Source organism: Halomicrobium urmianum (assembly GCF_020217425.1).
GTDB lineage: Archaea > Halobacteriota > Halobacteria > Halobacteriales > Haloarculaceae > Halomicrobium > Halomicrobium urmianum.
This window is the reverse complement of sequence record NZ_CP084090.1, coordinates 1,556,799-1,582,187: the sequence shown is the minus strand read 5'-3', so window position 1 is coordinate 1,582,187 and position 25,389 is coordinate 1,556,799. Positions and strand designations below refer to the sequence as shown.

The window sequence follows — 25,389 nt, the reverse complement described above, 5'->3', positions numbered from 1 at the left end:
CACCCGCCCCATGGTCTCGCTTTCGTGTTCGACGACCGTCCGCGCCGACGTGACGCTCGTCACCGCCGTCGTGCGTGGCGGGGGAGAGCGCCGGCGGGTCCGGCTGGCGAACCGCCTCGACGGGCCGATCTGGCCGCCGCGGTGCCAGGGCGTCCCCGAGGACGGATGGGACGACCACGGCGTCTCCGTCGTCGTGCCCGCGACGGGCCGGCGCGCCGTCGGGTACGCGTCCCCGGCGTCGCCCGCCGATCCGCCGCTGGAGTTGGTCGAGTCGGTGCCCGACGACGACGCGAGTGAACCGGACGAGGTGCCCGAGCTCACGCCCGACGCGCCCGATTCCCCGGGCATCGTCGTTCGCGACCTGGGCGATCCGTCGCCGCCGCGCGACGCCGTGCCGCTGCCCGCCGGCGACGGATCGGACGGGGGAGCCGACGACCGCGACGAGCCGGGCGATGGCGACGGAACCGCCGAATCCGACGCGGACGCTGCGGACGCCGCTCTCGCCGAAACACGGGCACAGGGAGGCGCTCCCGCTCCTGACGCCGCCCCGCCGGAGCCGGTCGCGGCGTGGCTCGACGACGTCGAGGTCCGGATCGACCGCGCCGAGTCCCTGGCTGCGGCCGACTCGCTCCCTGGGGCGACGCGGGCGCTCCGGTCCGTTGGCGGCCTCGACGGCGCGACCCGCGTTTCGGAGGCGACCGAGCGGGACGCAGCGGCGCTCCGGGCGGTCGCGGAGCGGGCCGAACGGCTGGCCGACCGCGCGGCCGGCGCGGCGGTGCCGGTCGAGACGCTGGAGCGGATCTCGTGATCCTCGCCGTCACCGGCGGCAAGGGCGGCGTCGGGAAGTCGACGGTCGCGTACAACCTCGCCGCCGAACTCGGCGCCGTCGCCGTCGACGCCGACCTCGCGATGGCGGACCTGCCGTCGGCGCGCGGTCCGGACCTCCACGACGTCCTCGCGGGGCGAGCGGACCCGGTCGAGGCGGTCCGCGAGGACGGGCCCGTCGACGTCCTCCCCTGCGGCCGCTCGCTGTCGGGCGCCCGTGCGGCCGACCCGGCGAGGCTGGCCGACGCGGTCGCCCGCATGGAGCGCGAGTACGGGACCGTCGTCGTCGACTCGCTGGCGGGGATGCGCGCCGACGCGGGGCTGCCGCTGTACGTCGCCGACGCCTGCGTGCTCGTCACCACGCCCGACCGGGCGGCGCTTGCGGACGCGGTCCGGATCCGCGCGCTGGCCTGCCGGCTGGACGCCGGCCTCGCGCGGGTCGTCCTGAACCGCGCCGGCCCCGATCCGCCACGGGAGTCCGTCGCCGACCGCCTCGGAGCGCTGGTCGTCGCCGTCCCGGAGAGCGACGTCGTCGCCAGCGCGCAGGCCGCGGGACGGCCGCTGGCCGCGACGGCGCCGTCGAGCCGCGTTCGCGATAGATTCGGGAAGCTCGCTGCTGCCGTTCATAGCGATTGTCGTACCCGATGAGAGATACTCGGCAAGCTCCCGCCGAGCATTCTCTCCTGGCGTACGACAATCGATATCACTCGGTCAGTTCCTGGTAGGTCGACCGGAGCGTCACCGGGCTCACGTCGGCCACGTCGGCGGCGGTCTGCTGGGTGAGGTCGTGCCCCGCCTCGCGGGCGGCGGTGTACAGGCAGGCCGCGGCGACGCCGCCGGGGTTCTTGCCGGCGATCAGGTTCTCTTCCTCGGCGCGGTCCATCAGTTCCGTCGCGCGCCGCTCGACTCGCTGCGGCACGTCTAGCTCGCTGGCGAAGCGGGGCAGGTACTCGCGGGGATCGATCGGCCCGGTCGGGAGCCCCAGATCGCGGTTCAGCGCGTCGTAGGCGGCCCGCAGTTCGTCGCCGTCGGCCTGGGCGGCGTCGACGATCTCGTCGATGGTACGCGCCAGCCCCGCCGTCCGGCAGGTGGCGTACACGCCCGCGGCAGCGAACACTTCGATGGAACGGCCGACCAGCAGGTCCTCCTCCTGGGCCGACTCGAAGAGGACGCACGCCCGGTCCCGGATCGTCTCCGACAGCTCCAGCGCGCTGACCAGCCGGCGCACCTCGATGAACCCGACCATCCGGTTGCGGTCGCGCTTCGAACCGGTCTGCGCGCGGCTGTGCTCGCGGCGCATCCGGGCCATCCGCCGGCGCTTGCGGCCCTTGAGCCGCGTCGACCGGCCGATCTCCGTCGAGAGCCCGCGATCGTGCCGGGAGCGGGTCAGGGGCGCGCCGGTCCTGGCGCGGTCGGTGTCGTCGTCCTCGAAGGATCGCCACTCCGGCCCGCGGTCGATCGCGTCCTCGGCCACCACGAGGCCGCAGGAGGCACAGACTGTCTCGCAGCCCTCAGCTTCCAGTCGCCCCTCGCACTCGGGGCAGGTCCGCGTCGTAGCGCTCATCACGTGTGGAACTGCGGCCCGATCGGACTTTTAAAACGAGCGATCCGGCGGCGAAACGAACGACTTCGGCACGATCTACCGACCGGTTACCGGTAGATACTCCGGCGGGTGACGGTCTCGCTTCCCTCTCGCTGTCCGACGCCGGTCCGCTCCCTCCGCCAGCCTTAAATTACGGGATCAGGAACGAGATACCAATGGCGCTGTCGGACATCGCTGCGGGACTCGAGGCCACCACCGAGCAGCGGGACCGCGGCGTCGCGACCGTCGACCGGACGGCCGCCGACCTCGCAGACCGGTTCGCCAAACTGGACGCCGACCTCCCCTACGAACCCGAGGCGGCCGCGACGGTCGTGGAGACCTACGCGGAGGGGAGCTCGGTCGGCGACGCGGGCCACGCCGCCGAGGTCCCGCCGGTGACGGCGGCCAAGACGCTCCACCTGCTGGGCGAGCAGGTCTGCCCCGTCGGCCCGTGCGGCCGCGAGCTCGTCCGCGACTGGATCGAGGGGCGGCTCTCCCGGGACGAGGCGGCGACGCTGGCCGGCGTCGGTCCCCGCGAGTTCGCGCTGGTCGCCTACGTCGAGACCCACGACCCGCTTCCGGAAGCGCGCGAGGCCGCCGAGGGCGTGCTCGTCTACACCGACGCAACTGCCGACAGGGAGGCGTCGCTGGGCGAGGCGCTGGAAGCGCCGGACGACCTGCTCTGAGAACGTCTCGCCGCTATCCCAGTAGCCCTTCCGACGGGAACTCCAGGTCCAGCGACGTCTCCAGCAGCGCCTCCGTCGCGTCCGCCACGGCCGGCGCCAGATCGGTGTCGGGTTCGACGCAGGTCGGGACGACCGCGTCGGGGTCGCCCGCGGGAATCTCGTGGTCGGCCTCGCTCAGCGGGTGGGAGCCGTCGACGCGAGTGGCCACCACGTCGTCGGCGCCGGCGCCGACGTCGACCAGGCGGCCGCGCATCCGCGGGAGGTGGTCGTTCCCGCGGCGGGCCGCCGGCGCCACGAGCGCCCGGCGATCGGCGGTCGTCGCCGCGGCGACGGCCACGTTCGACGCCAGCGGCGGCACATCAAGCAGCACGTGGTCGAACTGTTCCTCGGCCCGGCGGACGCACCGATCGAGGCACCTGGCGGCGTCGGGCGTCTGGGCGCGGGCCAGCCGTTCGAAGGGAGCGTGGGTCGGCCACAGCGCCGCGCGGCCGTCGAGATCAGCCCACGCCTCGACGAGAGCGTCCTCGAAGCCCGCCTCGTCCACGAGGGCGGCCGTCGCGTCCGGGTCGATCCGGCCGTCGACGTATCGCGCCAGGCCCTGCGTTTCTGGTGCCCCGTCGACCACGGCGACCGACCGGCCGTCCCGGGCCAGCGTCGCCGCCACCTCGACTGCCGTCCTCGTCGTCCCCGCGCCACCCGCGACGCCGACGAACGCGAGCGTCTCCGTCATATTGGTTCGACTGTTGCGCGACCGGATAAAAAGCTTCGTCGTCCGTTAGCGGTCCGCGTCGACCGGGTCCGCCGGTTCGTCGCTGCCGTCGCCGCTGTCGTCTCCGCCTTCGCCGGCGTCCGCTTCGGGTTCCCCGTCGGAAACGGCCTCGTCGCCAGCTTCGACTGTCTCCTCGTCGGCCTCGCCCTCACCGTCGGAATCGGCCTCGCCGTCGGCATCGCCCGTCTCCGGCGCTGCGACGTGCTGGAGGACGCCCTCGAAGTGGGACTCGTAGCACGAGGGACAGAGGTAGCCGTCGACGACGGGGTCGTCGGGCGGGTTCAGCAGGACGTGCGCGGCCGCGGCGAAGGGCACGCTGTCGCCGCAGACCGCACACGTTTCCGACGCCATGTCAGACCCGCTCGTCGATGGCCGCCTCGATCTCGTCCAGTTCGTCGTCGGAGAGCTCGGGCCGCGAGCCGAAGATGCCGTGGATCGGGCCGCCACCGTCGCCCTCGAACCGCGGGACGACGTGGCCGTGGACGTGCGGGACCTCCTGGCCGGCCTCCTCGCCGTTGTTGAACGCGACCGTCGTCGCCGGCGCGTCGACGGCCGCCTCGACGGCGGGGACGATTTCGTGCAGCGTCGAATACAGCGACTCGGCCTCGTCGGCGGGCACGTCGTTGAGCCGCTCGTGGTGCTCCTTGGGGACGACCAGCGTGTGCCCCTCCGCGAGCGGGTTCGCGTCCAGGAACGCCAGCACGTCGTCGTCTTCGTAGACGGTGCGACCGGGGATCTCTCCCGCGACGATCTGACAGAAGATGCAGTCCTCGCTCATGCCCGGCGGTGCGTCCGGCGACGCTATGAAAGTTCCTGTCACCCGGCAGGCGGCCCGCGTCTCGGGCCCGTGCCGCGCCCCGCCACGGCACCCGCGATTGCCGGATGTTCAGCGCTTATCACCCTTCCTGGAATCGATGGTTGCGTATGGTTACCACGCTCGACGACACGCGCTACGCCGACGTCCGCGGCTTCAACTACCAGCCCGGTCACGCGGGTCACGGGGTCGAGATCTGGGGGACCGACTTCAACCTGAACCTGATGCGCAAGGAGCTGTGGATCGGGAAGCAACACTTCCCGGGGATGAACACGATCCGGCTCTGGCTGTCCCACGACGCCTACCTCCGATATCCGGACCGGGTCCCGGAGCGACTGGAGCAGGTCCTCGACCTGGGCGACGTCTACGACGTGGACTTCGTCGTCACGCTGTTCAACGGCTGGCACAGCTATCCCGACCTCGGCGGCCTCCACCCCCAGTCGCTCCGGGAGTGGCGCGACGGGGAGCTCTACGAGGAGGCGTTCGAGCCCTACCTCGAGGACGTCGTCGGCGAGTTCGCGGACCACGACAGCGTCCTGCTGTGGGACCTCTGCAACGAGCCGACGCTGAGCCTCCAGGCCCAGGCGGCTGTCTCCGACCTCGAGGCCGACCGATCGCTGGTGATCTACGAGTTCCTGGAGCGGGTCTACGACCAGATCCAGGGCTACGATCCGGTGGCGCCCACGACCGTCGGAACGATCCACAGTCTGGCCGCGCTGGAACTGTTCGAACCCGTCGCCGACGTGCTGTCGACCCACCCCTACTACACCTGGACTCGCGGCAGGACGCCCGACGAGGTCCGGGCGTTCCTCGACGACGCCGTCGCGTACGCGAACAACGTCGGCAAGCCCCTCCTGGGGACCGAGACCGGATGGGGCGCGCAGGACGACGAGAAGCGCGCCGAGACCCTCCGTGTCGAACTCGAGGCGCTGGCCGAGCGCGACGTGGGGTTCACCGCCCACCTCCTGCATCACACGCCCGTGGCGGACGGCCACCGCGCCGAGTGCGGCCCGATGTTCGACGCCGGGTACATGGCCTTCGTCGAGCCGGACGGATCGCTGCGGGCCCATCACGGTGTCTTCAACGAGTTCTGAGCGGGAGGCAGACTGACCGCCGGTCGCCTCGGCCTCCGGGGCCGTCCACGTCGTGTCACTGGAACATCCTTTTGCGTCGGTCGCCCCAACCGTCGGGTATGGCAGACAGCCAGCGAACCAACGACCTCCGCGAGACGCTCGAAGCCGGCGACGTGGCGCTGGGCGTACTGGACAACACCTACAGCCCGTCCCTGGTCGAGATGTACGGCGACCTCGGGGCGGACTTCGTGTGGATCGATCTGGAACACGGCGGGCCGAGCCCCTGGGACGCGCCGGCGATGGAGAACCTCCTGCGGGCGGCGGAGGTGACCGGGACCGAACTGCTCGTCCGCCTGCCCGAGCCGGATCAGGGCCTCGTCCGGAAGGCGCTGGACGCGGGCGTGCGGACGGCGTTCATCTCGCAGGTCCAGGGTCCGGAGGACGTCCGGGAGGCGATCGAGGCCAGCCAGTTCACCTACGCTGAGGACGAGCCGGGGCGGCGCGGCATGGCGGCCCCGCGCGCCCGTCGTTGGGGCATGGCCGAGGACTACCCCGAGACCGAGGACGAGGAGGTCATGATCGGCGTCACCATCGAGAACGAGTCGGCGCTGGACTCGATCGACGAGATCTTGGCGGTGCCGGAACTGGGATTCGTCTTCCTCGGGCCGCTCGACCTGTCGGTGTCGCTGGGCCACCCCGGCGAGGTGGACCACCCTGAAGTGCAGGAGGCGATCGAGAAGATCAGGGAGCAGGCGCTGGACGCCGGCGTCCCCGTCGGGGGCCTGGGCTTCGGACCCGACGACGTCAGCGCGAAGGCCGACGCGGGCTACCAGATGATCAACATGGGCAGCACGACGGGAGCGCTCCAGGGGGCAGTCGAGGAGTGGCTCGACGAAATCGAGACGTAGCTCTCAGAGGCCCGTCACGGTCGCTTCGATCTCCGCGACGTACTCGTCGCGGTCGTAGCCCAGCCGCGAGATCCACACCTCCTGATAGGAGGGGTGCAACAGCGGCACGACCGTCGTCCCCAGGGAAGGGCATCGTTTCGGGTCGAGAACGCCGTCGAGAAAGCCGTCCAGTTCGATGCCCTCGTGTGAGAGAACGCTCCTCGTAGCGTGCTTCCCCGTCGTGACGACGGCCAGGGGATCGACGGTCTCGATCTCCGCCAGCAGGTACGCCCGGCAGCTGTCCAGTTCCGCCGCGGTGGGGTCGCGGTTCTCCGGCGGGTGGCACTTGACGGCGTTGGTGAAGTAGCAGTCGTCGCGGCCGAACCCGGCGTCGGCCAGCAGGTCGCGGATCTTCCGGCCGGAGCGGCGCGAGGTGTAGGCCATGCCGGTCAGGTTCCCGCCCTGCCACTGATCGGCGCCGGGGTCGCCCGCCGCCGGGGCCTCGCCGACCACGACGAGGTCGGCGTCGAGGGGACCGTTGCCCCACGAGATCGCCTCGCGGGCGTCACAGAGTTCCGGGCAGCGCCGGCAGTCCGCGGCGAGGGCATTTCGGTCGTCGGCGTTCGGGAACTCGGGCACACCGCGGCGAAGGGTCGTGAGCGCCAAATCGGTAGCGGTGGCGGCGTCACCATAAGACGTTTGCCGCTGGTCGCCGCCGTTCAGCGCGTATGCCCTCCTACGAATATCGGACGGTCGAGGTCGACAGTCAGGTCATGGTGGCCGGACTCGGCGGCGACGTCAGTCCACCGATCGAACAGTTAAACGAACTGGGTGCAGAGGGCTGGAACGTCGCGGCCCCCATCACCGACAAGACCGGGGAAACGGCCAGTCTCCTGTTGCAGCGCGAGGTGTAGCGGCCGCCGCCGTCAGGTGCGGTCGCGCTCGTCGTCCACACCGGTGCTGATACGCACACAATCGATTCTCCTTTAGGCCCCGCGCGGATTCGAACTCATATGGATCGATTCGCCGAGGTCGACGACCAGTACGACCCGGAGGCCGTCGAGGAGCGGGTCTTCGAGTACTGGGACGAGGTCGACGCCTACGAGAAGGCCAAGGAGCACCGGGCCGACGCGGAGCCCTACTTCTTCGTCGACGGGCCGCCGTACACGTCCGGATCGGCCCACATGGGCCACGCCTGGAACAAGAGCCTGAAGGACGTCTACATCCGTTACAAGCGGATGCAGGGGTACGACGTCACCGACCGGCCGGGCTACGACATGCACGGCCTGCCGATCGAGACGAAGGTCGAGGAGGAGAAGGACTTCCGGAACAAGAAGGACATCGAGGAGTTCGGCGTCGAGAACTTCATCGACGCCTGCCGCGAGTTCGCGGAGGACAGCCTCCAGAGCCTCCAGAACGACTTCATCGACTTCGGCGTCTGGATGGACTGGGACGACCCCTACAAGACGGTCACTCCCGAGTACATGGAGGCGGCCTGGTGGGGGTTCGCGCAGGCCCACGAGCGCGACCTCGTCGAGCAGGGCATGCGCTCGATCACTCAGTGTCCCCGCTGCGAGACCGCCATCGCCAACAACGAGGTCGAGTACGAGGACGTCGAGGACCCCTCTATCTACGTCAAGTTCCCCCTGGAGGGCCGCGAGGGCAACCTCGTCATCTGGACCACGACGCCCTGGACCATCCCCGCCAACACCTTCGTCGCCGTCGACGAAGACCTCGACTACGTCGGGGTGGACGCGGAGAAAGACGGCGAGACCGAGCGCCTCTACGTCGCCGAAGCGGTCGTCGAGGACGTCCTCAAGAAGGGCCGCTACGACGACTACGAGGTCGTCGAGGAGTTCTCCGGCGAGGACCTGGTCGGCTGGGAGTACGAGCACCCGCTCCGCGAGGAGGTGCCCGACGCGCCGGATTTCGAGGGCGCGCTGCAGGTCTACACCGCCGACTACGTCGAGGCGGACCGCACGGGCCTGGTCCACTCCGCGCCGGGCCACGGTGAAGAGGACTTCGAGCGCGGCCGCGAACTCGGGCTGGACATCTTCTGTCCCGTCGGGGGCGACGGCGTCTACGACGAGCGCGCCGGGGAGTACGCGGGCCAGTACGTCAAGGACGCCGACGACCAGGTCGTCGCCGACCTGGAGGAGAAGGGCCTGATGCTCTCCGCGGGAACGACTACCCACAGCTACGGCCACTGCTGGCGCTGTGACACCGGCATCGTCCAGATCGTCACCGACCAGTGGTTCATCACGATCACCGACGTCAAAGAGGACCTGCTCGACAACATCGACGACGCGGAGTGGTACCCCCACGACGCCCGGGAGAACCGCTTCCGGAACTTCGTCGAGGACGCCCCCGACTGGAACGTCTCCCGCCAGCGATACTGGGGGACGCCCGTCCCCATCTGGCTCCCCAGCGAGGACGCGGACGGGAACCCGGTCGAGTGGTCCGGCGACATGGACGACGCCGTCGTGATCGGCGACCGAGAGGAGCTCGCCGAGCGGGCCGATCAGGACCTCGACTCCAGTACTGTGGACCTCCACAAGGACACCGTCGACGACGTCACCATCACCGAGGACGGGATCACCTACGAGCGCGTCCCGGACGTCTTCGACGTCTGGCTGGACTCCTCGGTGGCGACGTGGGGCACCCTCGACTACCCCGAGAACGAGGCGGACTTCGAGGAGCTGTGGCCCGCCGACCTCATCATGGAGGCCCACGACCAGACCCGCGGGTGGTTCTGGTCGCAGCTGGGCATGGGCACCGCCGCCGTCGGCGAGTCGCCATACAAGCGCGTCCTCATGCACGGCCACGCGCTGATGCCCGACGGCCGCGCCATGTCCAAGTCGAAGGACATCCGCGTCGACCCCGGCGAGGTCATCGACGACTACGGCGCCGACCCGATGCGCGCGTTCCTGCTCTCCCTGACGGCGCGCGGCGAGGACATGCAGTTCTCCTACGACGAGACCGAGGAGATGCAGCGCCGCCTCAACATCCTCTGGAACGTCTTCCGCTTCCCGCTGCCGTACATGCGGATGGACGGCTTCGATCCCGGGGCGACGACGGTCGGCGACGTCGACCTCGAACTGGAGGACCGCTGGGTCCTCTCGCGGCTGCAAACGGTGGAGGCCGCGGCCACCGAGGCCATGGAGGAGTTCCGCCAGGACCGCGCCGTCGACGCGGTCCTGGAGTTCGTCGTCGAGGACGTCTCCCGCTACTACGTCCAGCTCGTCCGCGAGCGCATGTGGGAGGAGGAGGACAGCGAGTCCAAGCGGGCCGCCTACGCCACGCTCTACCGCGTGCTGCGGGAGGTCGTCGCGCTGCTGGCGCCCTTTACCCCCTTCGTCACCGAGCAGATCTACCAGCACCTCACCGGCGACGCCGAGCACGACACCGTCCACATGTGCGACTGGCCGACCGCCGACGAGGACCTCCGGGTCCCGGAACTGGAGGACGGCATCGGCGTCGTCCGCGCCGTCGAGGAGGCCGGCTCCAACGCCCGCCAGCAGGCCGAGCGCAAGCTCCGCTGGCCCGTCCAGCGGGTCGTCGTCGACGCGGACAGCGCCGACGTCGCCGAGGCCGTCGAGGCCTACGAGGACCTCGTCGCCGACCGACTCAACTCCCGGACGGTCGAGGTCGTCGGCCCCGACGAGGCCTGGGGCGAACTCGCCTACTCCGCCGAGGCCGACATGTCCGTCCTCGGCCCCGAGTTCGGCGACGACGCCGGCCGCGTCATGCAGGCGCTCAACGACGCCCGCGTCGACGAGCCGTCGCTCGACGCGCTGGCCGACGCCGTCGCGGACGACCTCGGCGAGGACAGCGCGGAGCAACGCTCCGCGGACGAAGCGAGCGGGCAGAGCCCGCGAGCAGTCGACCTGACCGACGAGATGGTCACCTTCCGCCGCGAGACGCCCGAGGGCGTCGCCAGCACCGAGTTCGAGGCGCTCGACGGCGGCGGCGTCGTCTACGTCGATACCGACCTCACCGAGGCCATCGAGGCCGAGGGCTACGCCCGCGAGGTGATCCGCCGCGTCCAGGAGATGCGGAAGGACCTCGAACTGGACATCGAGGAGCGGATCCGGCTGGATCTAGAGGTCAATGACGATCGAGTCGCTGGTCTCGTCAGGGAGCATGAAGAATTGATCAGCGAAGAGGTGAGGGCGAGCGAACTTGCAGATGTCTCTGACGGCCACGAGAAGACGTGGGATGTCGAGGGCGTCGAGATGACCATCGCGATCGAACCCATGGCGGCAGCGGAAGCGTCGGACTGAATTGGCATCCGGCGGCGAAGCCGCAGGTCGCCGTCAGAACTTCGCTCTGACGAGCAGTCGTTCGCTGACGCTCACGACGATCACGGGCCCTCGCTTCGCTCGGGCCCGCTTTTTCGCCCACGTTTTTGGCGTCGCGGTTCCCGCAGCGCACGGAGTGCGCGAGGAAACCCCGGCGCGAAAAAGGTGGTGTCGGGACGTCGAGGGCGGGAGGTGGAGATCGCGATCGCTCCCGTCGCGGCCGCCGAAGCGAGCGACTGAGGGAGAGTCCGGCCGCGGACTATCTCCCCGCTGTCGAGTCGGACGGGCGCTTCCTTTTCCCCGTCCACCCCGAACCACTGGTATGAGATGGCGTGCCACACTCGTCGCGCTGGCCGTGCTCCTGGCCGGCTGTGGCGCGGTCTTCGGGCCGGCCGAATCCCGGACCACCGAGACGGTGACGCCGGCGCCCGTGCCCGAACCGGAGGCTCGCCACCCGGAGAGCGCCGTCGCGCCCGGACTGTCCGGTCAGTCGGTCGCCGACGCCGATCGGCTGGCGCAGACGCACCTCGACGCCGTCGAGAACCGGTCGTACACGTGGACCCAGCGGCGGATCGTCGCCTGGCCCGCACAGAACCGCTCACTCGTCGATCTGAGCCACCTGCTGGTCGAGAGTGAACGGCGCTATCGATACGAGACGCGTTCGCAGTGGTCGCGGGTCGACGCCGCCGAGTACGCCGACGGGCGATACCGGTACAGTCGCGCGAGAGGGGCCGGCGGCGTCCGGTACCAGCGGGGGTCAGTCACGAACGCGACTGACCGGTTCGGCGGGGGTGCCGCGGCGTCGATCCGGCGATACCTCGCGGTCGAGAACGCGACCGTGACGGCCGTGCGCGCCGGCGGCGAGAGACGCTATCGGGTGGTCGGACGCGCGGATTCGATCCCGACGCTCGGAACGGTCGAGAACTACACCGTCCGCGCGGTCGTCTCGTCCGACGGGTTCGTCCAGACGCTGCACGCTGCGTACACCACCGCCGACGGCGACGACCGCCAGCGCGTCAGCTACCGCTTTCGCTACACGAACGTGGGGACCACGACCGTCTCGCCGCCGGCGTGGGTCGACCGCGAGTGGGCGGGGGTCACGCCGGCCGACAATCAGGTCAGAGCCGTTCGGCCACCGCGGGCGCGGCGCTGACGTCGCTGACGGCCCGCTCGATGGTGTCGGTGCCGTAGACCCGCTCGACGCCGGCGGCGTTGAGCTTCGTCAGCGCGTTCTCGGCCAGCATCGGGTGGACGCAGGAGACGTACACGCGCGCGGCGTCGCGGTCGTTCAGCACGCCGACGGCCTCGCTCATGGTCGAGCCCGTGGCGATGATGTCGTCGGTGACGACCACGTCCCGGCCATCGACCGCGGCGTCGCTGGGCGTGACGGACACCTCGCCCGTGTCGTAGTCCCGGTCCTTCTCGAAGTAGTCGGTCTCGCCGTCGCCGTAGGCGTCCCGGACCGACTCGGCGATGTCGATGGCCCCGTCGTCGGGCGAGAGGAACAGGGGGTCCGCGAGGTCGGCGGGCAGAGGCTCGGCCAGGCGCGCGGCGGCCTCGACGGGCTCCGCGGGCACGTCGAAGAAGTCGCAGACGGCCTCCTCGTGGGGCGTGACCGTCAGCACGCGGTCGGTGCCCGTCGAGATCGCCCGGGCCACCGCCCGGGAGGAGACCGGCTGTCCATCCTTGAAGGCCCGGTCCTGGCGGGCGTAGCCCATGTAGGGAATCACGGTGACGACCTCGTCGGCCCCGGCCTCCCGGGCCGCGTCCTGTAGCTGGAGCAGTTCGACGTGGGCCGCGTCGGAGACGGTCGACGCGACGACGACGGCCCGGTCGAGGTCGGCGGGCACGCGCGCCATCTGCTCGCCGTCGGGGAACCGCTCGTACTCGACGCGTCCGAGTTCGTGGCCGGTCGCCGCCGCCAGCGCCGCCGCGAACGACTGCGATGCCGAGCCCGGGAGGATCATGTTCGCCCGCTCGCCGTCTGTGGTTACGGGCTTTTCGATTCGCGGGGCTAGGGACCATCGTAATCACACGAACTCGCTGCTCTGGAACCGACAGCACCTCGAAAGCCCTCGGTCAGTTCCGGTCCCGGGCACCGGAAGACTCGCTTCGCTCGTCTTCCGAGGTCACGCTCGCTCCGCTCGCGTGACACTCGCTGTGCTCCTCGCTTCGCTGCGGCGCTTACTTCGTCCGGGTCCCCGGAACGGGAGGTCGGCGTAGCCGACCTCCGCATGCCGTGGCGGCTTCGCCGCCACGCGGACTCGCCCTTTCAGTCCGCCAGGATTTCGGCTGACACACCGGCAGAAACCCAGTGGTTGCCTTTGCAGTCTGAGCAGCGCTTCAGGGAACGGCGATTCCGACCACGTCGGTCAGGCCGAGCGAGCGGGTCCGCCACTCGGGCTCGCCGTCCTTGGCAGTGACGGGGTCGACGAGGACCGCTCCGTCGCCCGTGACTGCGAACGTGGCCTCGTCGTAGGCGACGTCGACGACGCCCTCGCGAGGCGCGTCGGCGAGCCACCACTCACCGCCGTCCGAGCGCTGCTCTGACGAGGACCGCGATCCGTCGGATCGCTCACCGCCGTCGGGCCGTTCCAGCAGGTCGCCGCCGACGACGGCGTGGGCGCGTCCCCCACCGGTCTCCGCGGCGACGACCGTCGCGTCGCCGCCCTCTTCCAGGTCCCAGCCGTCTTCTGTCCCCCGGAACAGGCCCGCACCGGTCGCGGCGAAGGGGCCTTCGGCCGCGACGTCACGGGCGTCCCGCCGTCCGAGCGGAGTCAGGCCGTCCGGATCGACGCGGTAGACGCCGTCGGCCGCGGCCACGAGACCGCCGTCGATCGAGCGTACCTCGTCGACGGTCCCCGCGGTCTCCCACTCGCCGTCGGTCGAGCGGGCGACGCGACCGTCCTCGTCGGCGGCCAGTAGCGGGTCGGCGCCGACGGCGACGGCGGGGCCGAAGCCCGTGGGTTCGAGGCCCTCCTCGCCGCCGACTAGGATGTCCTCGTCGGTCGCGACGACGAGGCGGCCGTCCGCGCCCGCTACGTCGCGGGCCGTGCACTGCTCCTCCAGGCCGAAGCGGCCGATCTGGTCGTCCGAGACGGCGACGTAGGTCACGCCCATCCGCCCGGCGACGTAGGCGCGGGTCTCTTCGCGGCGGTCACCGTACATCCGCTTCTCCGACAGCGCGATGTCCTCGTCGCTCGGCATGCGCGGGCCTTCGGCGGGCCGCCTCGAAAGGCTACCGCCATCCGGCCGAGCCGACCCAGGCCGGGCTCGGGAGTCGACCGTCGGGAGTCTGGCGGCGTACGCGTTCGCTTCGTCGGTCAAACGCCGATTTGACTGTTCGCAGTCTTGATAGTCTATATCGTGGGTGGTAGTGGCATGGACGGGCGACGAATCCGGTTGCTCGGGACCGTGGCACTGATCGCACTCGTGGCGCTGGCCGGGTGTTCGGGCGCGTCGAACGACGTCGGGGCGCCGCCCGGAGGCGACGCCGGCGGTGCGGACGGCGCTCGGCCCGGCGGCGGCAGCGGCGGCGGGGCCGCCCTCGGAAGCTTCTACGCCGAGGACGGCCAGCGCGTGCTGATCCGCGAGGCGGACCTGCGACTGCGCGTGGACAACTTCACCCGCACGTTCCGGCGGGCCCGCGCCGTCGCCCTCAGCCACGGCGGCTACGTCGGCGAGCGATCGATGAACGCTCGCGGCGACTGGCAGGCGGGGTCACTGACGGTCCGGGTGCCCGCGGAGAACTTCTCGGCCGCGCGGGACGACCTGACCGCGCTGGGCCACGTCGAGAACGAAGACGTCAGCGTCCGGGACTTCACGCAGCAGCACCGGGACCGCGAGTCCCGCATCGAACAGCTCGAACGGGAGGAGCGAGAGCTCCAGCGCCTCCTGAACGAGACGAGCAACGTCAGCGAGGCCCGGCAGATCCGTGGGGATCTGGCCGAGATCCGCGAGCAGATCCGAAGCCTCCGGAGCGACCAGCAGTCGCTGGAGCGCCGGGAGGCGCTGTCGACGATCAGTCTCGACATGCGCGAGCCGGTGAGCGAGCGGCCGCCCGAGAACTACCGGTCGGCCTTCGGCTTCGAGGACGCCTTCCTGAAGGCGTTCTACGGCGGCCTGACGGCGGCCAAGTACGTCATCGTCTTCTTCGGCTACGCCATCCCCATCGGGCTGGCCCTGCTGCCGCTGGGTGCGTTCGGGATCGGCCTCGTGCTGGGCTGGCGGCGGATCAGGGCGGTCGTGGAACGACTCCTGGCGCGCGACGGAGCGGGCGCGAGCATCGGCAACCCGCAGGTCAGGGACGCGCCCGTGACGGACGCCGACCGGGAGGCCGCCGGACCGACGGGGGCCGACGACCCGGACGGGGAGGACTGTAGTGGAAATTGAAACTGTTCACACATCGAGTGGCACCCGGGTGCCCCTCGAGTGTGTCATTGCGTTCAATTTCCACTATAGCCTACAGCGCCTCCTTGTACGCCTCCAGCGTCTCCTCGATGTCCTCCTCGGTGTGGGCGTAGGAGACGAACTGCGACTCGAACTGGTTGGCCGGCAGGAGGACGCCCTGGTCTTTCATCTGCTGGCGGAACAGCCGGACCCAGCGCTGGGTCTCGGCGTTTTTGACGTCCGCCGCGTTCTTCGGGCAAGCGTCGTAGCGCGGGCACTCGGGGCGCTGGCGACAGCCGGCCTCGCAGTGGTCGTCCTCGTCGCCGCGGGCGCCGCCGGAGTCGCGGGTGAAGATCACCTTGAACATCGAGTCCGTCCCGACGACGGTGTACTCGGGGGCCTGGTCGGCGACGATGTCGCTCAGGCCCGAGCGGAGCTCGTCGCCCAGCTCGTTGACGTGGTCGTAGACGTCGTTCTCGGCGGCGAAGCGCAGCGTCTCCAGGCCGGCGGCCATCGACACGGGGTGGCCGGAGAAGGTGCCCGACTGGAAGACGTCGCCGGCGGGCGTGAACTGCTCGATCAGCTCCGAGCGGCCGCCGACGGCGCCGACGGGGAAGCCGCCGCCGACGATCTTGGCGAACGTCGTCAGGTCCGGTTCGACGCCGAACTTACCCTGGGCGCACTGGAGGCCGCCGACGCGGAAGCCGGTGATCACCTCGTCGAAGATCAGCAGCGAGCCGTAGTCGTCGCACAGTTCCCGCAGCGTCTCGTGGTACCCCTCGACGGGGTGGACGATGCCGTAGTTGCCCAGAATCGGCTCGGTGAGGACGGCGGCGATCTCGTCGCCGTGCTCCTCGAACAGCTCCCGCGCCGCTTGCTCGTCGTTGAACGGCAGCGTCAGCGTGTGCTCGGCGAAGGAGTCGGGGATGCCGGGGCTGGAGGGGGCGGTGTGGTCGCCCTCGCCCTCGACCAGCGTCGACTCCTGAGCGCCGTGGTAGCCGCCCTGCATGACCACGATCTTGTCGCGGCCAGTGGTCGCCCGCGCCAGGCGGACCGCCGAGACGGTCGCTTCGGTGCCGCTGTTGACGAACCGGAGCATCTCCACGCTGGGGACGTGCCGCGTGACGAACTCCGCCAGCTCGACCTCGACCTCGGTGGGCGCGCCGTACATCGGCCCCTCGGCGGTCCGCTGCTGGACGGCCGCCTGGACCCGCTCGGGCACGTCGTGGCCCAGCAGGAGCGGTCCGTAGCCCATCACGTAGTCGACGTAGCGATTGCCGTCGGCGTCGATGACGTGCCCGCCGTCCCCGCGCTCGACGAAGACTGGGTACGGCTGCGTGGCCCGCACCGACGAGTTGACGCCGCCCGCGAGCACCGACAGCGCCCGATCGTACAGCGACCGCGACTGCTCGTGGTTCATGTGTCCCGGTTCCGGGCGGCGCGGAAAGAGCCTATCGGACCCGGCGACGCGGCGCTCTCTCCACGCCGAATACGTTCGGGCGAGATCGCCGATCGACCAAAAAACCCGGCGCCGACTCCCGGATGTCCGCACCCGACGGAACCCTTTTCGGTCGGGCGAGACTGGTTCTACGTGAACGGGTACTGATCGCAATGCACCGACCGTCACCCCACGAAGCGTCCGGCGTCGCCGCGCTCGCCAGGTGAGATGCTCGTCGACGACTTCGGCCGCGAGGTCACCGGCGTCCGCGTCTCGTTGACCGACCGGTGTAACTTCGACTGCGTCTACTGCCACAACGAGGGCCTGGGCGACACCCGCGGTCCCATGGAGCCGCGAGACCACGAGATGAGCGCCGACGACGTGGTCCGCTTTCTCGAGGTCGCCCGCGAGTTCGACGTCGACGCGGTGAAGTTCACCGGGGGCGAGCCGATGCTCCGCGAGGACCTCGCCGAGATCGTCCGCCGGACGCCGGAGGGGATAGAGGTCTCGATGACGACCAACGGGACCTTCCTGCCGGGTCGCGCCCCCGACCTCGTCGACGCCGGGCTGGAGCGAGTCAACGTCTCGCTGGACGCGCTCGACCCCGAGCAGTTCACCGAGGTGACCCAGAGCGGTGCGTTCGACGCGGTGCTGGACGGCGTTGAGGCCGCCCTCGACGCGGGGCTCGACCCCGTGAAACTCAACATGGTGCTCATGCGCGCGACGGCCAACCAGGTCCCGGACATGGTCGACTTCGTCGCCGAGCGCCCGGGCCTGCGCCTCCAGTTGCTCCAGTACATGCCCGAACTCGCCGGCAACCCCGAGCGGGCGGTCGATATCGAGGACGTCCACAACTGGCTCGAGGAGCGCGCCGACCGCGTCGAGCGGCGAGAGATGCACGGCCGCCGGCGCTACTGGATCGGCGGCCCCGACGACGAGACAGGGGGGATGGTCGAAGTCGTCGACCCCGTCGAGAACGAGTCCTTCTGCGCCAACTGCCACCGCGTGCGGGTCACCCACGACGGGAAGCTCAAGGGCTGTCTCAACCGCACGGACGACCTCCGATCGATGGGCGAGATGACGACGGCGGAGATCCGGGAGACGTACCGCGAGACCGTCGCAAACCGCGTCCCCTACTACGGCGAGTACATGGTCGAGGAGGACGGCGAGTGGGTGGTCAACGAGGAGTACCTCGACGACGTGGACGGCGAGGACGCGCCGGGCGACGCGCCCGACGACGCCGGCGAGGCCGACCAGCCCGGCGTCGCGGACTGAGGCGCTCGCTCGCGGTTCGACCTATTCGTTCCACGAGACGCCCGGCAGCGTCGCCACCGTCTCGGGCGCTCGCTCCAGCGCGCCCGCCAGGTCGCGGACGCCCCGCTTCTCGACTCGGTCCGCGCTCGCGACGACGTGGACCGGCTGGTCGCCGAGGGAGACGAACGCAAGGTCCAGCCGCTCGGCCGTCGAGCGCAGGCCGAGCCCCGCGTCCGCGTCGCCGCCGGCCACGCGCCTGGCCGGCCCCTCGTGGCCGCGCGTGACGCGGTCGTAGCCCGCGATGGCGTCGGTGATGGCCGCCCGAGTCTCCCCGCGCTCGTCCGCGAGGGCACCGACGGCGTCGTCCAGCGCGTCCCGCAGCCCCGACGCCGAGCGATTGACGAGCGTCGCGTCGCCGTCCACGAGGTCGACCAGCGAGTCCACGCCGGCGTCCGGAGCCACGACGAGCCCCCACTCGCGGGTCCACCCGCCGAGTCGCTCGCCTGCGGGCGGGTCGTCGCCGGTGACGACGGCGACGTCGGGGACGCCCCCGTCGAGGCGGCGGGCGCCCTCGGCGCTGCCGACCGAGAGGTAACGCGTCCGGTCGACGGCGTCCAGCAGGCGCCACAGCGTCGGGTCGTCCTCGCCGACGCCGAGCAGGCGCGGCGGGCGGACCTCGGTCCCGAACAGCCGGACGTCGACGGCGTCGCCGGCCTCCAGCAGGACCGTCTCAGCGGCCACCTCGATCACGCCGTCGGCGTGGGCGAGGCTCGTCGTCGCGCCGCTGCCCTTGTCGACGGGGTAGGCCAGCGCGTTCCCGTCGCCGTCGGTCACGAGGCCGACCGGCAGCAGGCGGTCCCGGCCCTCGTCGTAGCGCAGGCGGGTGCCCATCGTCGCCGCGCGCTCGGGGGTCTCCAGCGGCGGGCGGCCCGCCGCGTCCCGGATCGCCGGCGCGACGAACGCCCGGAAGACCGACTGCGCGGAGACGGGATAGCCCGGGAGGCCGACGTACGGCGTCCCGTCGACGCGCCCGATCAGCGTCGGCTTGCCGGGCTTGATCGCGACGCCGTGGTGGTGGACCTCGCCCAGGTCGGCCACGACGTCGCCGAGGACGTCCACCGCGCCGGCGCTGGTCGACCCCGACGTGAGCACCAGGTCGCACGTCTCGGCGTACTCCGCCAGCGCCGCGACCAGTGCGTCCCGGTCGTCGGGGACCTGCGGCGCGACGACGGGCTCGCCGCCCGCGTCCCGGACCGCCGCCGCGATGGCCCGGCCGTTGACGTCGTAGATCTGGCCGGCATCGGGGTTCAGCTCCTCGCCGGGCGCGACCAGCTCCTCGCCCGTGGAGACGACCGCCACGCGCGGCCGCGGGCGGACTGGCACTGCCTCCCGACCGAGCGCCGCCAGCAGGCCGACCTCCCGGGAGGTCAGCACCGTCCCGGGGCCGAAGGCCCGCTCGCCCGCGGCCACGTCGTCGCCCGCGGGCATGGCGTTCTCGCCCGGCGTGGCGGCGGTCCGGACGTCGACCGCGTCGCCGCGCCGCTCCGTGCGCTCGACCTTCACCACCGCATCCGCGCCGGGCGGCATGACCGCGCCCGTCGACACCTCGACGGCGGTTCCCGCCTCGACCGCGGTGTCCGGTTCCTCGCCGGCGTGGACGGCGCCGACGACGTCGAGGGTCACCGGGTCCGCCTCACCCGCCCCGACGGTGTCCCGGGACCTGACGGCGTAGCCGTCCATGCTCGCCCGGTCGAACCCGGGGACGTCCATCGACGCGTCGACCCGCTCGGCCAGGACGCGGCCGTCCGCCTCCGATAGCGGGACCGTGTCCGGCTCGCCGGCGAGGTTGAAGTCGGCGATGGCTTCCTTCGCCACGTCGGGGTCGGTCAGGTCGAGGAACTCGGTGCGGTCGCTCACGGCTCGACCCTCCTCGCGGCCCCGCCGCTCGGATCTCCGGCGACGACTCGCGGCGCTCGCCGCCGCCTCCTCACCGTTCGCGCGCTCCGCGGTCCTCCGGACCGCGCGTCGCTCACGGATCCTCACCTCCGTACTCCGCCTGCGGCCAGCCGTCCCAGTGTTCCACGGGAACCGTCTCGCCGGCCGGAACCCCCTCCACGGACTCGGGGACGACGACCCAGCCGTCGGCCTCGGTGACGCTGGAGAGAACGCCCGAGCCGCGGGACCGCGTCGGGGTCGCAGTGTCGCCGTCGGAACGGCGTTCCGACGAGGACCGGCTCGCGTCGCTCCCCTCACCGCCGTCGAGGGAGACGCGAGCGTAGGTCCGCATCCCGGGCTCGCTGGCGATCTTCCGGGTCAGCTCGGCCTCCGTGGTCGGTGGATTCGTCTCGGGCAGGCGGCCGGCCGCGGCCACGGCGGGCCGCAGCAGGGCCATCGCGCCGACGAGGCAGCCGACGGGGTAGCCCGGGAGCATGAGCACCGGCGTCCCGTCGACCTCGGCGGCGCCGACGGGGTGGCCGGGCCGCAGGCCGACGCCGTGGAAACTGACCTCGCCGAGGTCCCCGATGACGCCGGGGACGCGGTCGCGCTCGCCGACGGCGGTGCCGCCGAGCGTCGCGACGACGTCCGCCTCCGCGACGGCGTCCGAGAGGGCTCCTTCGAGCTCGTCGTCCTCGTCGGGCACGATGTCCGCGACGGCGGCGTCCCCGCCCCAGCGCTCGACGTAGCGGCTCACGGTCAGCCCGTTCGTCGCGATCACCTGGCCGGGGTCGGGATCGGACTCGACGATCTCCTCGCCGGTCGGTATCAGGACCACCTCGGGCCGGCGGTAGACGGCCGCATGGGCCGCTCCGACGGCCTTCAGCAGGCCGAGGTCGGCGGGCCGGAGGCGGTGGCCGGCCTCGAACAGCGTCGTCCCGGCCTCGACGTCCTCGCCGACGGGCGCGACGTTCTCGCCGGGCGCGACGGACTCGAAAGCCGTCAGTTCGCCCTCGACGCGCTCGGTCGCCTCGACGACCAGCACGCTATCGGCTCCCTCGGGGACCGGCTCGCCGGTGTCGACGCGGACGGCGCGGCCCGCTCCCACCTCGTCGCCGACCGAGAGGCGGACCGGCGAGCGGTCGCTCGCGTCGACGACGTCCTCGGCCCGGACCGCGTAGCCGTCCATCGCTGCCCGCTCGTAGTGCGGGACGGCCCGCGGAGCCGCGACCTCCTCCGCGAGCACGCGCCCGTCCGCCGCTGCGAGGGGCAGTCGCTCGGTCTCCGTCACCGGATCGACGAGGTCGCGGACCGCCGCCTGCGCGTCCGCGACCGGCGCGTAGTCGGTGAACTCGCTCATCGCCTCAGGCGTCCTCCTTGACCTTCTCAACGACGCGGACGTCCTCGATGGCGGCCTCGGGGTACTGGCCATCGCCGTCCTTCTCGGCGGACTTGACCATGTCCCACACCGTCAGCAGGGCGCGGGTGACCCCGTTGAGTGCCTCCATCTCGACGCCGGTCTTCCCCGTGGAGGTCACCTCGACGGTGCTCTCGACGTACTCGTCGCCCACCTCGAACTCGACGGTGACGCCGTCGACGGGAATCTGGTGGCACATCGGAATGTCGTCCCAGGTCCGTTTGACCGCCTGGACGGCCGCGACACGGGCCGTCGCGAGCACGTCGCCCTTCGGCACGTCCTCGCGCTCGACGGCGTCCGCCGTCTCCGGCTGGACGGCCATCCGCCCGGTCGCCACCGCCCGCCGATCCACGGTCGCCTTGTCGCCGACGTCGACCATCTGCACCCGGTCGTCGTCGACGTGACTGAACTCGTCCATGTTGGACCGTCCCTCGGCAGCCACTAACCCCTTGCGCGTGACATCGGGTCTGTGCGGGAGGGAAAATATACGTACGTCCGGGTCCGCGGTTCGCACGTGTACGTCCTCGGCATCGCCGGCCACTCCGACGCCGGCAAGACCACGCTGGTCGAGCGCCTGGCCGCCCGCCTCGACGAGCGCGGCGCGGTCGCGACGGTCAAGCGCCTCACCCACGAACCCGACCTCGACACGGAGGGCAAGGACACCGCGCGCCACCGCGCCGCCGGAGCAGCGGTCACCTACGGCATCACAGACGACGCGGGCTGGTTCGCGACGGGCGAGTCCCGGACGCTGGACGAGACGCTCGCCGACCTCGCGCCCGACTACGACTACGCGCTCGTGGAGGGCTATTCCGGCGCGGACATCCCGACCGTCGCGCTCGCCGGGGCCGACCACGAGGGAGAGCGGATCGCAGCGGCCGAACGCGGCGCGGACGCGGACCTCGACGAGATCGTCAGTGCCCTCCACGACCGCGAGCCCTACGAGACGCTCGGCTCGCTCGTGGCTCGCGTGAAGGAGTCGGCCGACGCTGACCTGGCGGGCGCCATCGCCACCTTCACCGGGCGCGTGCGAGAGCGCGACGGTTCCGACGACGACCCCACCGAGTTCCTGGAGTTCGAGAAGTACGACGGCGTCGCCGAGCAGCGCCTCGAGGCCATCCGCGCGGACCTGCTCGACCGCGACGGCGTCCACGAGGCCGCGCTCCACCACCGCACCGGCGTCGTCGAGGCCGGCGAGGACATCGTCTTCGTCGTGATCCTCGCCGGCCACCGCGGCGAGGCCTTCGCGGCGGTCGAGGACGGGATCGACCGCCTGAAGGAGGAGGTCCCGCTGTTCAAGAAGGAGGTCACCGTCGAGGACGAGTTCTGGGCCCACGACCGGCCCTAGGACTGCGATTCTCTGATCCGCCCTGAACAGCGATAGCAACTGCTACTGACAGCCCGAAAGCCCTCGAATCGCCCTTTTATCCACCAGGGTCCGGTTGACCAGCCGGCCGACACCACGCTGGTCCACGAACGTCTAGTTTTGCCCACTCGTACGAAATCATGACTATATAGTAGACGAACACGAACGGATACTGTTTTAGTTCGGCAATTCGTTTGACACTGACAGAGTATGTTCGCAGTTCGTCGAACTACCGTTCGTGGCGAGTCCAGGCGTCGCGCGGGTGGTGCGCCGTGAGCGACTGGGTGCCGACGACGTGCATGCGGTGCGCCGTCGGTTGCGGGCACCTGCATCGGAGTGCGGACCTGGGGGCGGGCATCGACGTGGTGCGCGGGGACGACGCCCATCCGGTCAACCAGGGACTGGCCTGCGAGCGTGGGATCGAGGAGAGTCAGGACCCGGAGGGGCCATGGCTGACACGGCCGCAGGTCCGGCGCAACGGCGAACTGGTGCCGACGACGTGGGGCGTCGCGCTCTCCGAGGCCGTCACTGGCCTCCGGCGCGCGCAGGAGGCGGGCGAGGTCGGGATCCTGGGGAGCGGCCAGCAGACCAACGAGGCCGCCTACGCACTCGGGAAACTCGCCCGCGGCGGGTTCGGCACGCGGTACTACGACGCCAACACCACGCTGTGCATGGCCAGCGCCGTGACGGCCTACTATCGGGCGTTCGGTAGCGACGCGCCGCCGTGCACGTACGACGACATCCCGGCGGCCGAGAGCCACGTGATCTGGGGCGCGAACCCGGCGGCCGCCCACCCCGTGATGTTCCGGTGGATTCGGCAGGCGGCGGACGAGGACGGCGTCGACATGGTCGTGGTCGACCCCGTCGAGACCGAGACGGCGGCGCAGGCCGACGTCCACGTCGCGCCCGACGCCGGGACGGACCTCGCGCTCGCGCGGGCGGTGCTGGCCCGCCTCGTCGAGTCCGACCGGATCGACCGCGAGTTCGTCGACGAGGCCACGGAGGGCTTCGCTGACCTGCTGGACGTGCTGCCCGACAGCGAGTCCGTGGCCGCCGAGGCGGGCGTCTCCGTCGCGGCGGTGGATCGCCTGGCGACCGCCTTCGACCGCAAGGCGCTGTGTTACTGGGGCATGGGCGTCAACCAGCACGTCCAGGGGACCGACCTCTCCCGCGCCCTGATCGACCTCTGCCTGGCGACGGGCAACCTCCGGCCCGGCAGCGGCCCCTTCTCGCTGACTGGCCAGGCCAACTCCATGGGGACGCGCGTCTGCTCGTCGAAGGGCACCTGGCCCGGCCAGCGCGACTTCGAGGCCCCCGACGAGCGCCGCGTCGTCGCCGACGAGTGGGGCGTCCCCGTCGAGCGCCTGCCCGACGACGCCGGCCCCGGCCCCGTCGGACTGGTCGACGCGGTCGGTGAGGAGGTCCAGGCCGTCTGGACGGTCGCGACGAACCCCGTCGCCGGGATGCCCGACGCCGGCCCGGTCGAAGAGGCGCTGGAGGATACCTTCCTCGTCGCCCAGGACGCCTTCGAGACGGAGACGACTGAGCTAGCCGACGTCGTGCTACCCGCGGCCACGTGGGGCGAGTCGGCCGGGACGACGACGAACATGGAGCGGACCGTCTCCCGTGTCCGGCCCGCGACCGACGTCCCCAGCGGCGTCCGGACGGACCTGCGGATCGTCGCCACGATCGGGGCCAAGCTGTTCCCGGAGCTGTTCCCGGACCCGGACCCCTCCCCTGAGGCGCTGTTCGACGAGTTCGCCGGGCTCACGGCGGGCACCGTCGCCGACGTGTCCGGCATCACTTACGACCGGCTCGACGAGGAGAAGGCGGTGCGCTGGCCGGCTCCCGACGAGGAGAGCCACGGCGGCTACCGCTACTACGAGGGCCCAGGGGGCGGCGAGGTTGACGACCCAGACGAGTCCTGGTCGTTCCCGACGGCCACGGGCCGCGCGCGCTTCTCCACCGGCCGCCAGGGTGACCTGCCGGAACCGACCGACGAGACGTACCCGCTCACGCTGACGACCGCCCGGGAGTCCGACGGGTACAACACGGGCGTCCGCTCGCGTGCGGTCGAGAACCCCGATCCGGTCGTCGCCCGGGTGAACCCCGAGACGGTCGACGACGCCGACTCCGTCGAGGACGGCGAGACGGTGATCGAGTCCCGCCGCGGGACCGTCCGGGCTGCGGTCGACCCCGACCCAGCCGTCCCCGAGGGGCTCGTCTGGCTGCCCATCCACCACCCCGACACGAACCGGCTGACCGTCGACGCGCTGGACCCCCAGTCCAAGGAGCCGAACTTCAAGCAGTGCGCCGTCCGGCTGGTCGCTCCAGAAGCCCGTGAGGCCGAGGCGTCTGGGGTCGTGACCGCCGACGACTGATGCGAGGCCGCTCGCTTCGCTCGCGGCCTCGAATAGCGAGCGGGAGCGACGTCAGGAGCGACACGCGAGCTGAGCTGTTCTGACCGCGGAGGCCTTTCCTCGCGCGTGGCACAGTCCTGGGCCGCGAATCGTGGAGCGACGACGCGCTCGTCCGACCGCGAAGACAGTTATTATCGATCGTTGCAGACCCGAATCTCTGGACGTCCGTCGAGATTCGACCCGCGCAGGTAGACGACGAACAACCTTTTATCGATAATACTCACTTCCATAGTGGT

23 protein-coding genes are annotated in these 25,389 nt (G+C 71.2%); 12 read left to right on the top strand and 11 right to left on the bottom strand.

The window, feature by feature from the left end; genetic code table 11:
• Positions 1-10: 10 nt before the first annotated feature.
• Positions 11-808, top strand: coding sequence for a DUF7857 domain-containing protein (locus LCY71_RS07635; protein WP_225335769.1), 798 nt, complete (start codon positions 11-13; stop codon positions 806-808).
• Positions 805-1,473, top strand: coding sequence for a MinD/ParA family ATP-binding protein (locus LCY71_RS07630; protein WP_225335768.1), 669 nt, complete (start codon positions 805-807; stop codon positions 1,471-1,473). Before LCY71_RS07635 ends, LCY71_RS07630 begins: the two co-directional genes overlap by 4 nt.
• 55 nt (positions 1,474-1,528) lie before the next feature.
• On the opposite strand, the gene LCY71_RS07625 is transcribed toward LCY71_RS07630, so the two are convergent.
• Positions 1,529-2,389, bottom strand: a complete 861-nt coding sequence (locus tag LCY71_RS07625) for a transcription initiation factor IIB (RefSeq protein WP_225335767.1) — start codon at positions 2,387-2,389, stop codon at positions 1,529-1,531.
• 194 nt (positions 2,390-2,583) lie between these two features.
• Here LCY71_RS07625 and LCY71_RS07620 point away from each other — a divergent pair, with 194 nt between their 5' ends.
• Positions 2,584-3,093 (top strand): DUF7858 family protein, encoded by a 510-nt coding sequence (locus tag LCY71_RS07620; protein WP_225335766.1) that lies wholly within the window; start codon positions 2,584-2,586, stop codon positions 3,091-3,093.
• A 13-nt stretch (positions 3,094-3,106) separates the two neighbouring features.
• On the opposite strand, the gene LCY71_RS07615 is transcribed toward LCY71_RS07620, so the two are convergent.
• Genes LCY71_RS07615 through LCY71_RS07605 form a run of 3 tightly spaced genes read right to left on the bottom strand, consistent with a single transcriptional unit; the run spans position 3,107 to position 4,640 of the window.
• On the bottom strand, positions 3,107-3,823 hold the full coding sequence (locus tag LCY71_RS07615) for a ParA family protein (protein ID WP_225335765.1): 717 nt from the start codon (positions 3,821-3,823) through the stop codon (positions 3,107-3,109).
• 45 nt (positions 3,824-3,868) lie between these two features.
• Positions 3,869-4,213, bottom strand: coding sequence for a hypothetical protein (locus LCY71_RS07610; protein ID WP_225335764.1), 345 nt, complete (start codon positions 4,211-4,213; stop codon positions 3,869-3,871).
• 1 nt (position 4,214) lies between these two features.
• Positions 4,215-4,640, bottom strand: a complete 426-nt coding sequence (locus tag LCY71_RS07605) for an HIT family protein (RefSeq protein ID WP_225335763.1) — start codon at positions 4,638-4,640, stop codon at positions 4,215-4,217.
• A 146-nt stretch (positions 4,641-4,786) separates the two neighbouring features.
• Here LCY71_RS07605 and LCY71_RS07600 point away from each other — a divergent pair, with 146 nt between their 5' ends.
• Both LCY71_RS07600 and LCY71_RS07595 read left to right on the top strand, forming a co-directional pair.
• Positions 4,787-5,770: a cellulase family glycosylhydrolase gene (locus LCY71_RS07600; RefSeq protein WP_225335762.1), complete on the top strand. Its 984-nt coding sequence runs from the start codon at positions 4,787-4,789 to the stop codon at positions 5,768-5,770.
• A gap of 98 nt (positions 5,771-5,868) precedes the next feature.
• Complete coding sequence (locus tag LCY71_RS07595) at positions 5,869-6,657, top strand: HpcH/HpaI aldolase family protein (RefSeq protein WP_225335761.1); 789 nt, start codon at positions 5,869-5,871, stop codon at positions 6,655-6,657.
• Between the two features lie 3 nt (positions 6,658-6,660).
• Here LCY71_RS07595 and LCY71_RS07590 read toward each other — a convergent pair whose 3' ends face one another.
• A complete protein-coding gene (locus LCY71_RS07590) occupies positions 6,661-7,275 on the bottom strand; it encodes a uracil-DNA glycosylase (protein ID WP_225335760.1) in 615 nt (204 codons plus the stop codon).
• Positions 7,276-7,364: 89 nt separating this feature from the next.
• On the opposite strand from LCY71_RS07590, the gene LCY71_RS07585 reads away from it, so the two are divergent.
• The 3 genes from LCY71_RS07585 to LCY71_RS07575 all read left to right on the top strand — a co-directional run bounded on the left by LCY71_RS07585 (position 7,365) and on the right by LCY71_RS07575 (position 12,090).
• On the top strand, positions 7,365-7,550 hold the full coding sequence (locus tag LCY71_RS07585; RefSeq protein ID WP_225335759.1) for a DUF4177 domain-containing protein: 186 nt from the start codon (positions 7,365-7,367) through the stop codon (positions 7,548-7,550).
• A 99-nt stretch (positions 7,551-7,649) separates the two neighbouring features.
• A complete protein-coding gene (gene ileS / locus LCY71_RS07580; protein ID WP_225335758.1) occupies positions 7,650-10,919 on the top strand; it encodes an isoleucine--tRNA ligase in 3,270 nt (1,089 codons plus the stop codon).
• A 340-nt stretch (positions 10,920-11,259) separates the two neighbouring features.
• Entirely contained in the window at positions 11,260-12,090 is an 831-nt protein-coding gene (locus LCY71_RS07575; protein WP_225335757.1) for a DUF7537 family lipoprotein, read from the top strand.
• On the opposite strand, the gene prs is transcribed toward LCY71_RS07575, so the two are convergent.
• Positions 12,056-12,904, bottom strand: a complete 849-nt coding sequence (prs, locus tag LCY71_RS07570) for a ribose-phosphate diphosphokinase (protein WP_225335756.1) — start codon at positions 12,902-12,904, stop codon at positions 12,056-12,058. The two genes, LCY71_RS07575 and prs, sit on opposite strands and share 35 nt — an antisense overlap.
• A gap of 376 nt (positions 12,905-13,280) precedes the next feature.
• Entirely contained in the window at positions 13,281-14,144 is an 864-nt protein-coding gene (locus LCY71_RS07565) for an HVO_0234 family beta-propeller protein (RefSeq protein WP_225335755.1), read from the bottom strand.
• A 174-nt stretch (positions 14,145-14,318) separates the two neighbouring features.
• Here LCY71_RS07565 and LCY71_RS07560 point away from each other — a divergent pair, with 174 nt between their 5' ends.
• Entirely contained in the window at positions 14,319-15,329 is a 1,011-nt protein-coding gene (locus LCY71_RS07560; protein ID WP_225335754.1) for a DUF4349 domain-containing protein, read from the top strand.
• 70 nt (positions 15,330-15,399) lie between these two features.
• Here LCY71_RS07560 and hemL read toward each other — a convergent pair whose 3' ends face one another.
• Positions 15,400-16,746 (bottom strand): glutamate-1-semialdehyde 2,1-aminomutase, encoded by a 1,347-nt coding sequence (gene hemL, locus LCY71_RS07555; RefSeq protein ID WP_225335753.1) that lies wholly within the window; start codon positions 16,744-16,746, stop codon positions 15,400-15,402.
• A 246-nt stretch (positions 16,747-16,992) separates the two neighbouring features.
• Between hemL and moaA the strand changes: the two genes are divergently transcribed.
• Positions 16,993-18,039, top strand: coding sequence for a GTP 3',8-cyclase MoaA (moaA, locus tag LCY71_RS07550; protein ID WP_225335752.1), 1,047 nt, complete (start codon positions 16,993-16,995; stop codon positions 18,037-18,039).
• 21 nt (positions 18,040-18,060) lie between these two features.
• Here the strand turns inward: moaA and LCY71_RS07545 are convergent, their stop codons facing one another.
• From LCY71_RS07545 to moaC, 3 genes are all read right to left on the bottom strand, one after another.
• Positions 18,061-19,935: a molybdopterin biosynthesis protein gene (locus LCY71_RS07545; RefSeq protein ID WP_225335751.1), complete on the bottom strand. Its 1,875-nt coding sequence runs from the start codon at positions 19,933-19,935 to the stop codon at positions 18,061-18,063.
• Between the two features lie 112 nt (positions 19,936-20,047).
• Entirely contained in the window at positions 20,048-21,313 is a 1,266-nt protein-coding gene (locus LCY71_RS07540; protein WP_225335750.1) for a molybdopterin molybdotransferase MoeA, read from the bottom strand.
• A 4-nt stretch (positions 21,314-21,317) separates the two neighbouring features.
• Positions 21,318-21,788, bottom strand: a complete 471-nt coding sequence (gene moaC / locus LCY71_RS07535) for a cyclic pyranopterin monophosphate synthase MoaC (protein WP_225335749.1) — start codon at positions 21,786-21,788, stop codon at positions 21,318-21,320.
• A 96-nt stretch (positions 21,789-21,884) separates the two neighbouring features.
• Here moaC and LCY71_RS07530 point away from each other — a divergent pair, with 96 nt between their 5' ends.
• Entirely contained in the window at positions 21,885-22,715 is an 831-nt protein-coding gene (locus tag LCY71_RS07530) for a molybdopterin synthase (RefSeq protein ID WP_225335748.1), read from the top strand.
• 290 nt (positions 22,716-23,005) lie between these two features.
• Positions 23,006-25,114: an assimilatory nitrate reductase NasA gene (gene nasA, locus LCY71_RS07525; protein WP_225335747.1), complete on the top strand. Its 2,109-nt coding sequence runs from the start codon at positions 23,006-23,008 to the stop codon at positions 25,112-25,114.
• Positions 25,115-25,389 lie beyond the last annotated feature (275 nt).

What these genes read in the sequence shown, in the direction of transcription:
- LCY71_RS07565 (WP_225335755.1), bottom strand. Translation starts at nt 14,144, where the DNA reads ATGCCGAGCGACGAGGACATCGCGCTGTCGGAGAAGCGGATGTACGGT.
- LCY71_RS07605 (WP_225335763.1), bottom strand. Translation starts at nt 4,640, where the DNA reads ATGAGCGAGGACTGCATCTTCTGTCAGATCGTCGCGGGAGAGATCCCC.
- LCY71_RS07585 (WP_225335759.1), top strand. Translation starts at nt 7,365, where the DNA reads ATGCCCTCCTACGAATATCGGACGGTCGAGGTCGACAGTCAGGTCATG.
- ileS (WP_225335758.1), top strand. Translation starts at nt 7,650, where the DNA reads ATGGATCGATTCGCCGAGGTCGACGACCAGTACGACCCGGAGGCCGTC.
- moaA (WP_225335752.1), top strand. Translation starts at nt 16,993, where the DNA reads ATGCTCGTCGACGACTTCGGCCGCGAGGTCACCGGCGTCCGCGTCTCG.
- LCY71_RS07575 (WP_225335757.1), top strand. Translation starts at nt 11,260, where the DNA reads ATGAGATGGCGTGCCACACTCGTCGCGCTGGCCGTGCTCCTGGCCGGC.
- LCY71_RS07560 (WP_225335754.1), top strand. Translation starts at nt 14,319, where the DNA reads ATGGACGGGCGACGAATCCGGTTGCTCGGGACCGTGGCACTGATCGCA.
- LCY71_RS07610 (WP_225335764.1), bottom strand. Translation starts at nt 4,213, where the DNA reads ATGGCGTCGGAAACGTGTGCGGTCTGCGGCGACAGCGTGCCCTTCGCC.
- LCY71_RS07625 (WP_225335767.1), bottom strand. Translation starts at nt 2,389, where the DNA reads ATGAGCGCTACGACGCGGACCTGCCCCGAGTGCGAGGGGCGACTGGAA.
- hemL (WP_225335753.1), bottom strand. Translation starts at nt 16,746, where the DNA reads ATGAACCACGAGCAGTCGCGGTCGCTGTACGATCGGGCGCTGTCGGTG.
- LCY71_RS07620 (WP_225335766.1), top strand. Translation starts at nt 2,584, where the DNA reads ATGGCGCTGTCGGACATCGCTGCGGGACTCGAGGCCACCACCGAGCAG.
- LCY71_RS07540 (WP_225335750.1), bottom strand. Translation starts at nt 21,313, where the DNA reads ATGAGCGAGTTCACCGACTACGCGCCGGTCGCGGACGCGCAGGCGGCG.
- LCY71_RS07595 (WP_225335761.1), top strand. Translation starts at nt 5,869, where the DNA reads ATGGCAGACAGCCAGCGAACCAACGACCTCCGCGAGACGCTCGAAGCC.
- LCY71_RS07600 (WP_225335762.1), top strand. Translation starts at nt 4,787, where the DNA reads ATGGTTACCACGCTCGACGACACGCGCTACGCCGACGTCCGCGGCTTC.
- moaC (WP_225335749.1), bottom strand. Translation starts at nt 21,788, where the DNA reads ATGGACGAGTTCAGTCACGTCGACGACGACCGGGTGCAGATGGTCGAC.
- LCY71_RS07615 (WP_225335765.1), bottom strand. Translation starts at nt 3,823, where the DNA reads ATGACGGAGACGCTCGCGTTCGTCGGCGTCGCGGGTGGCGCGGGGACG.
- LCY71_RS07635 (WP_225335769.1), top strand. Translation starts at nt 11, where the DNA reads ATGGTCTCGCTTTCGTGTTCGACGACCGTCCGCGCCGACGTGACGCTC.
- prs (WP_225335756.1), bottom strand. Translation starts at nt 12,904, where the DNA reads ATGATCCTCCCGGGCTCGGCATCGCAGTCGTTCGCGGCGGCGCTGGCG.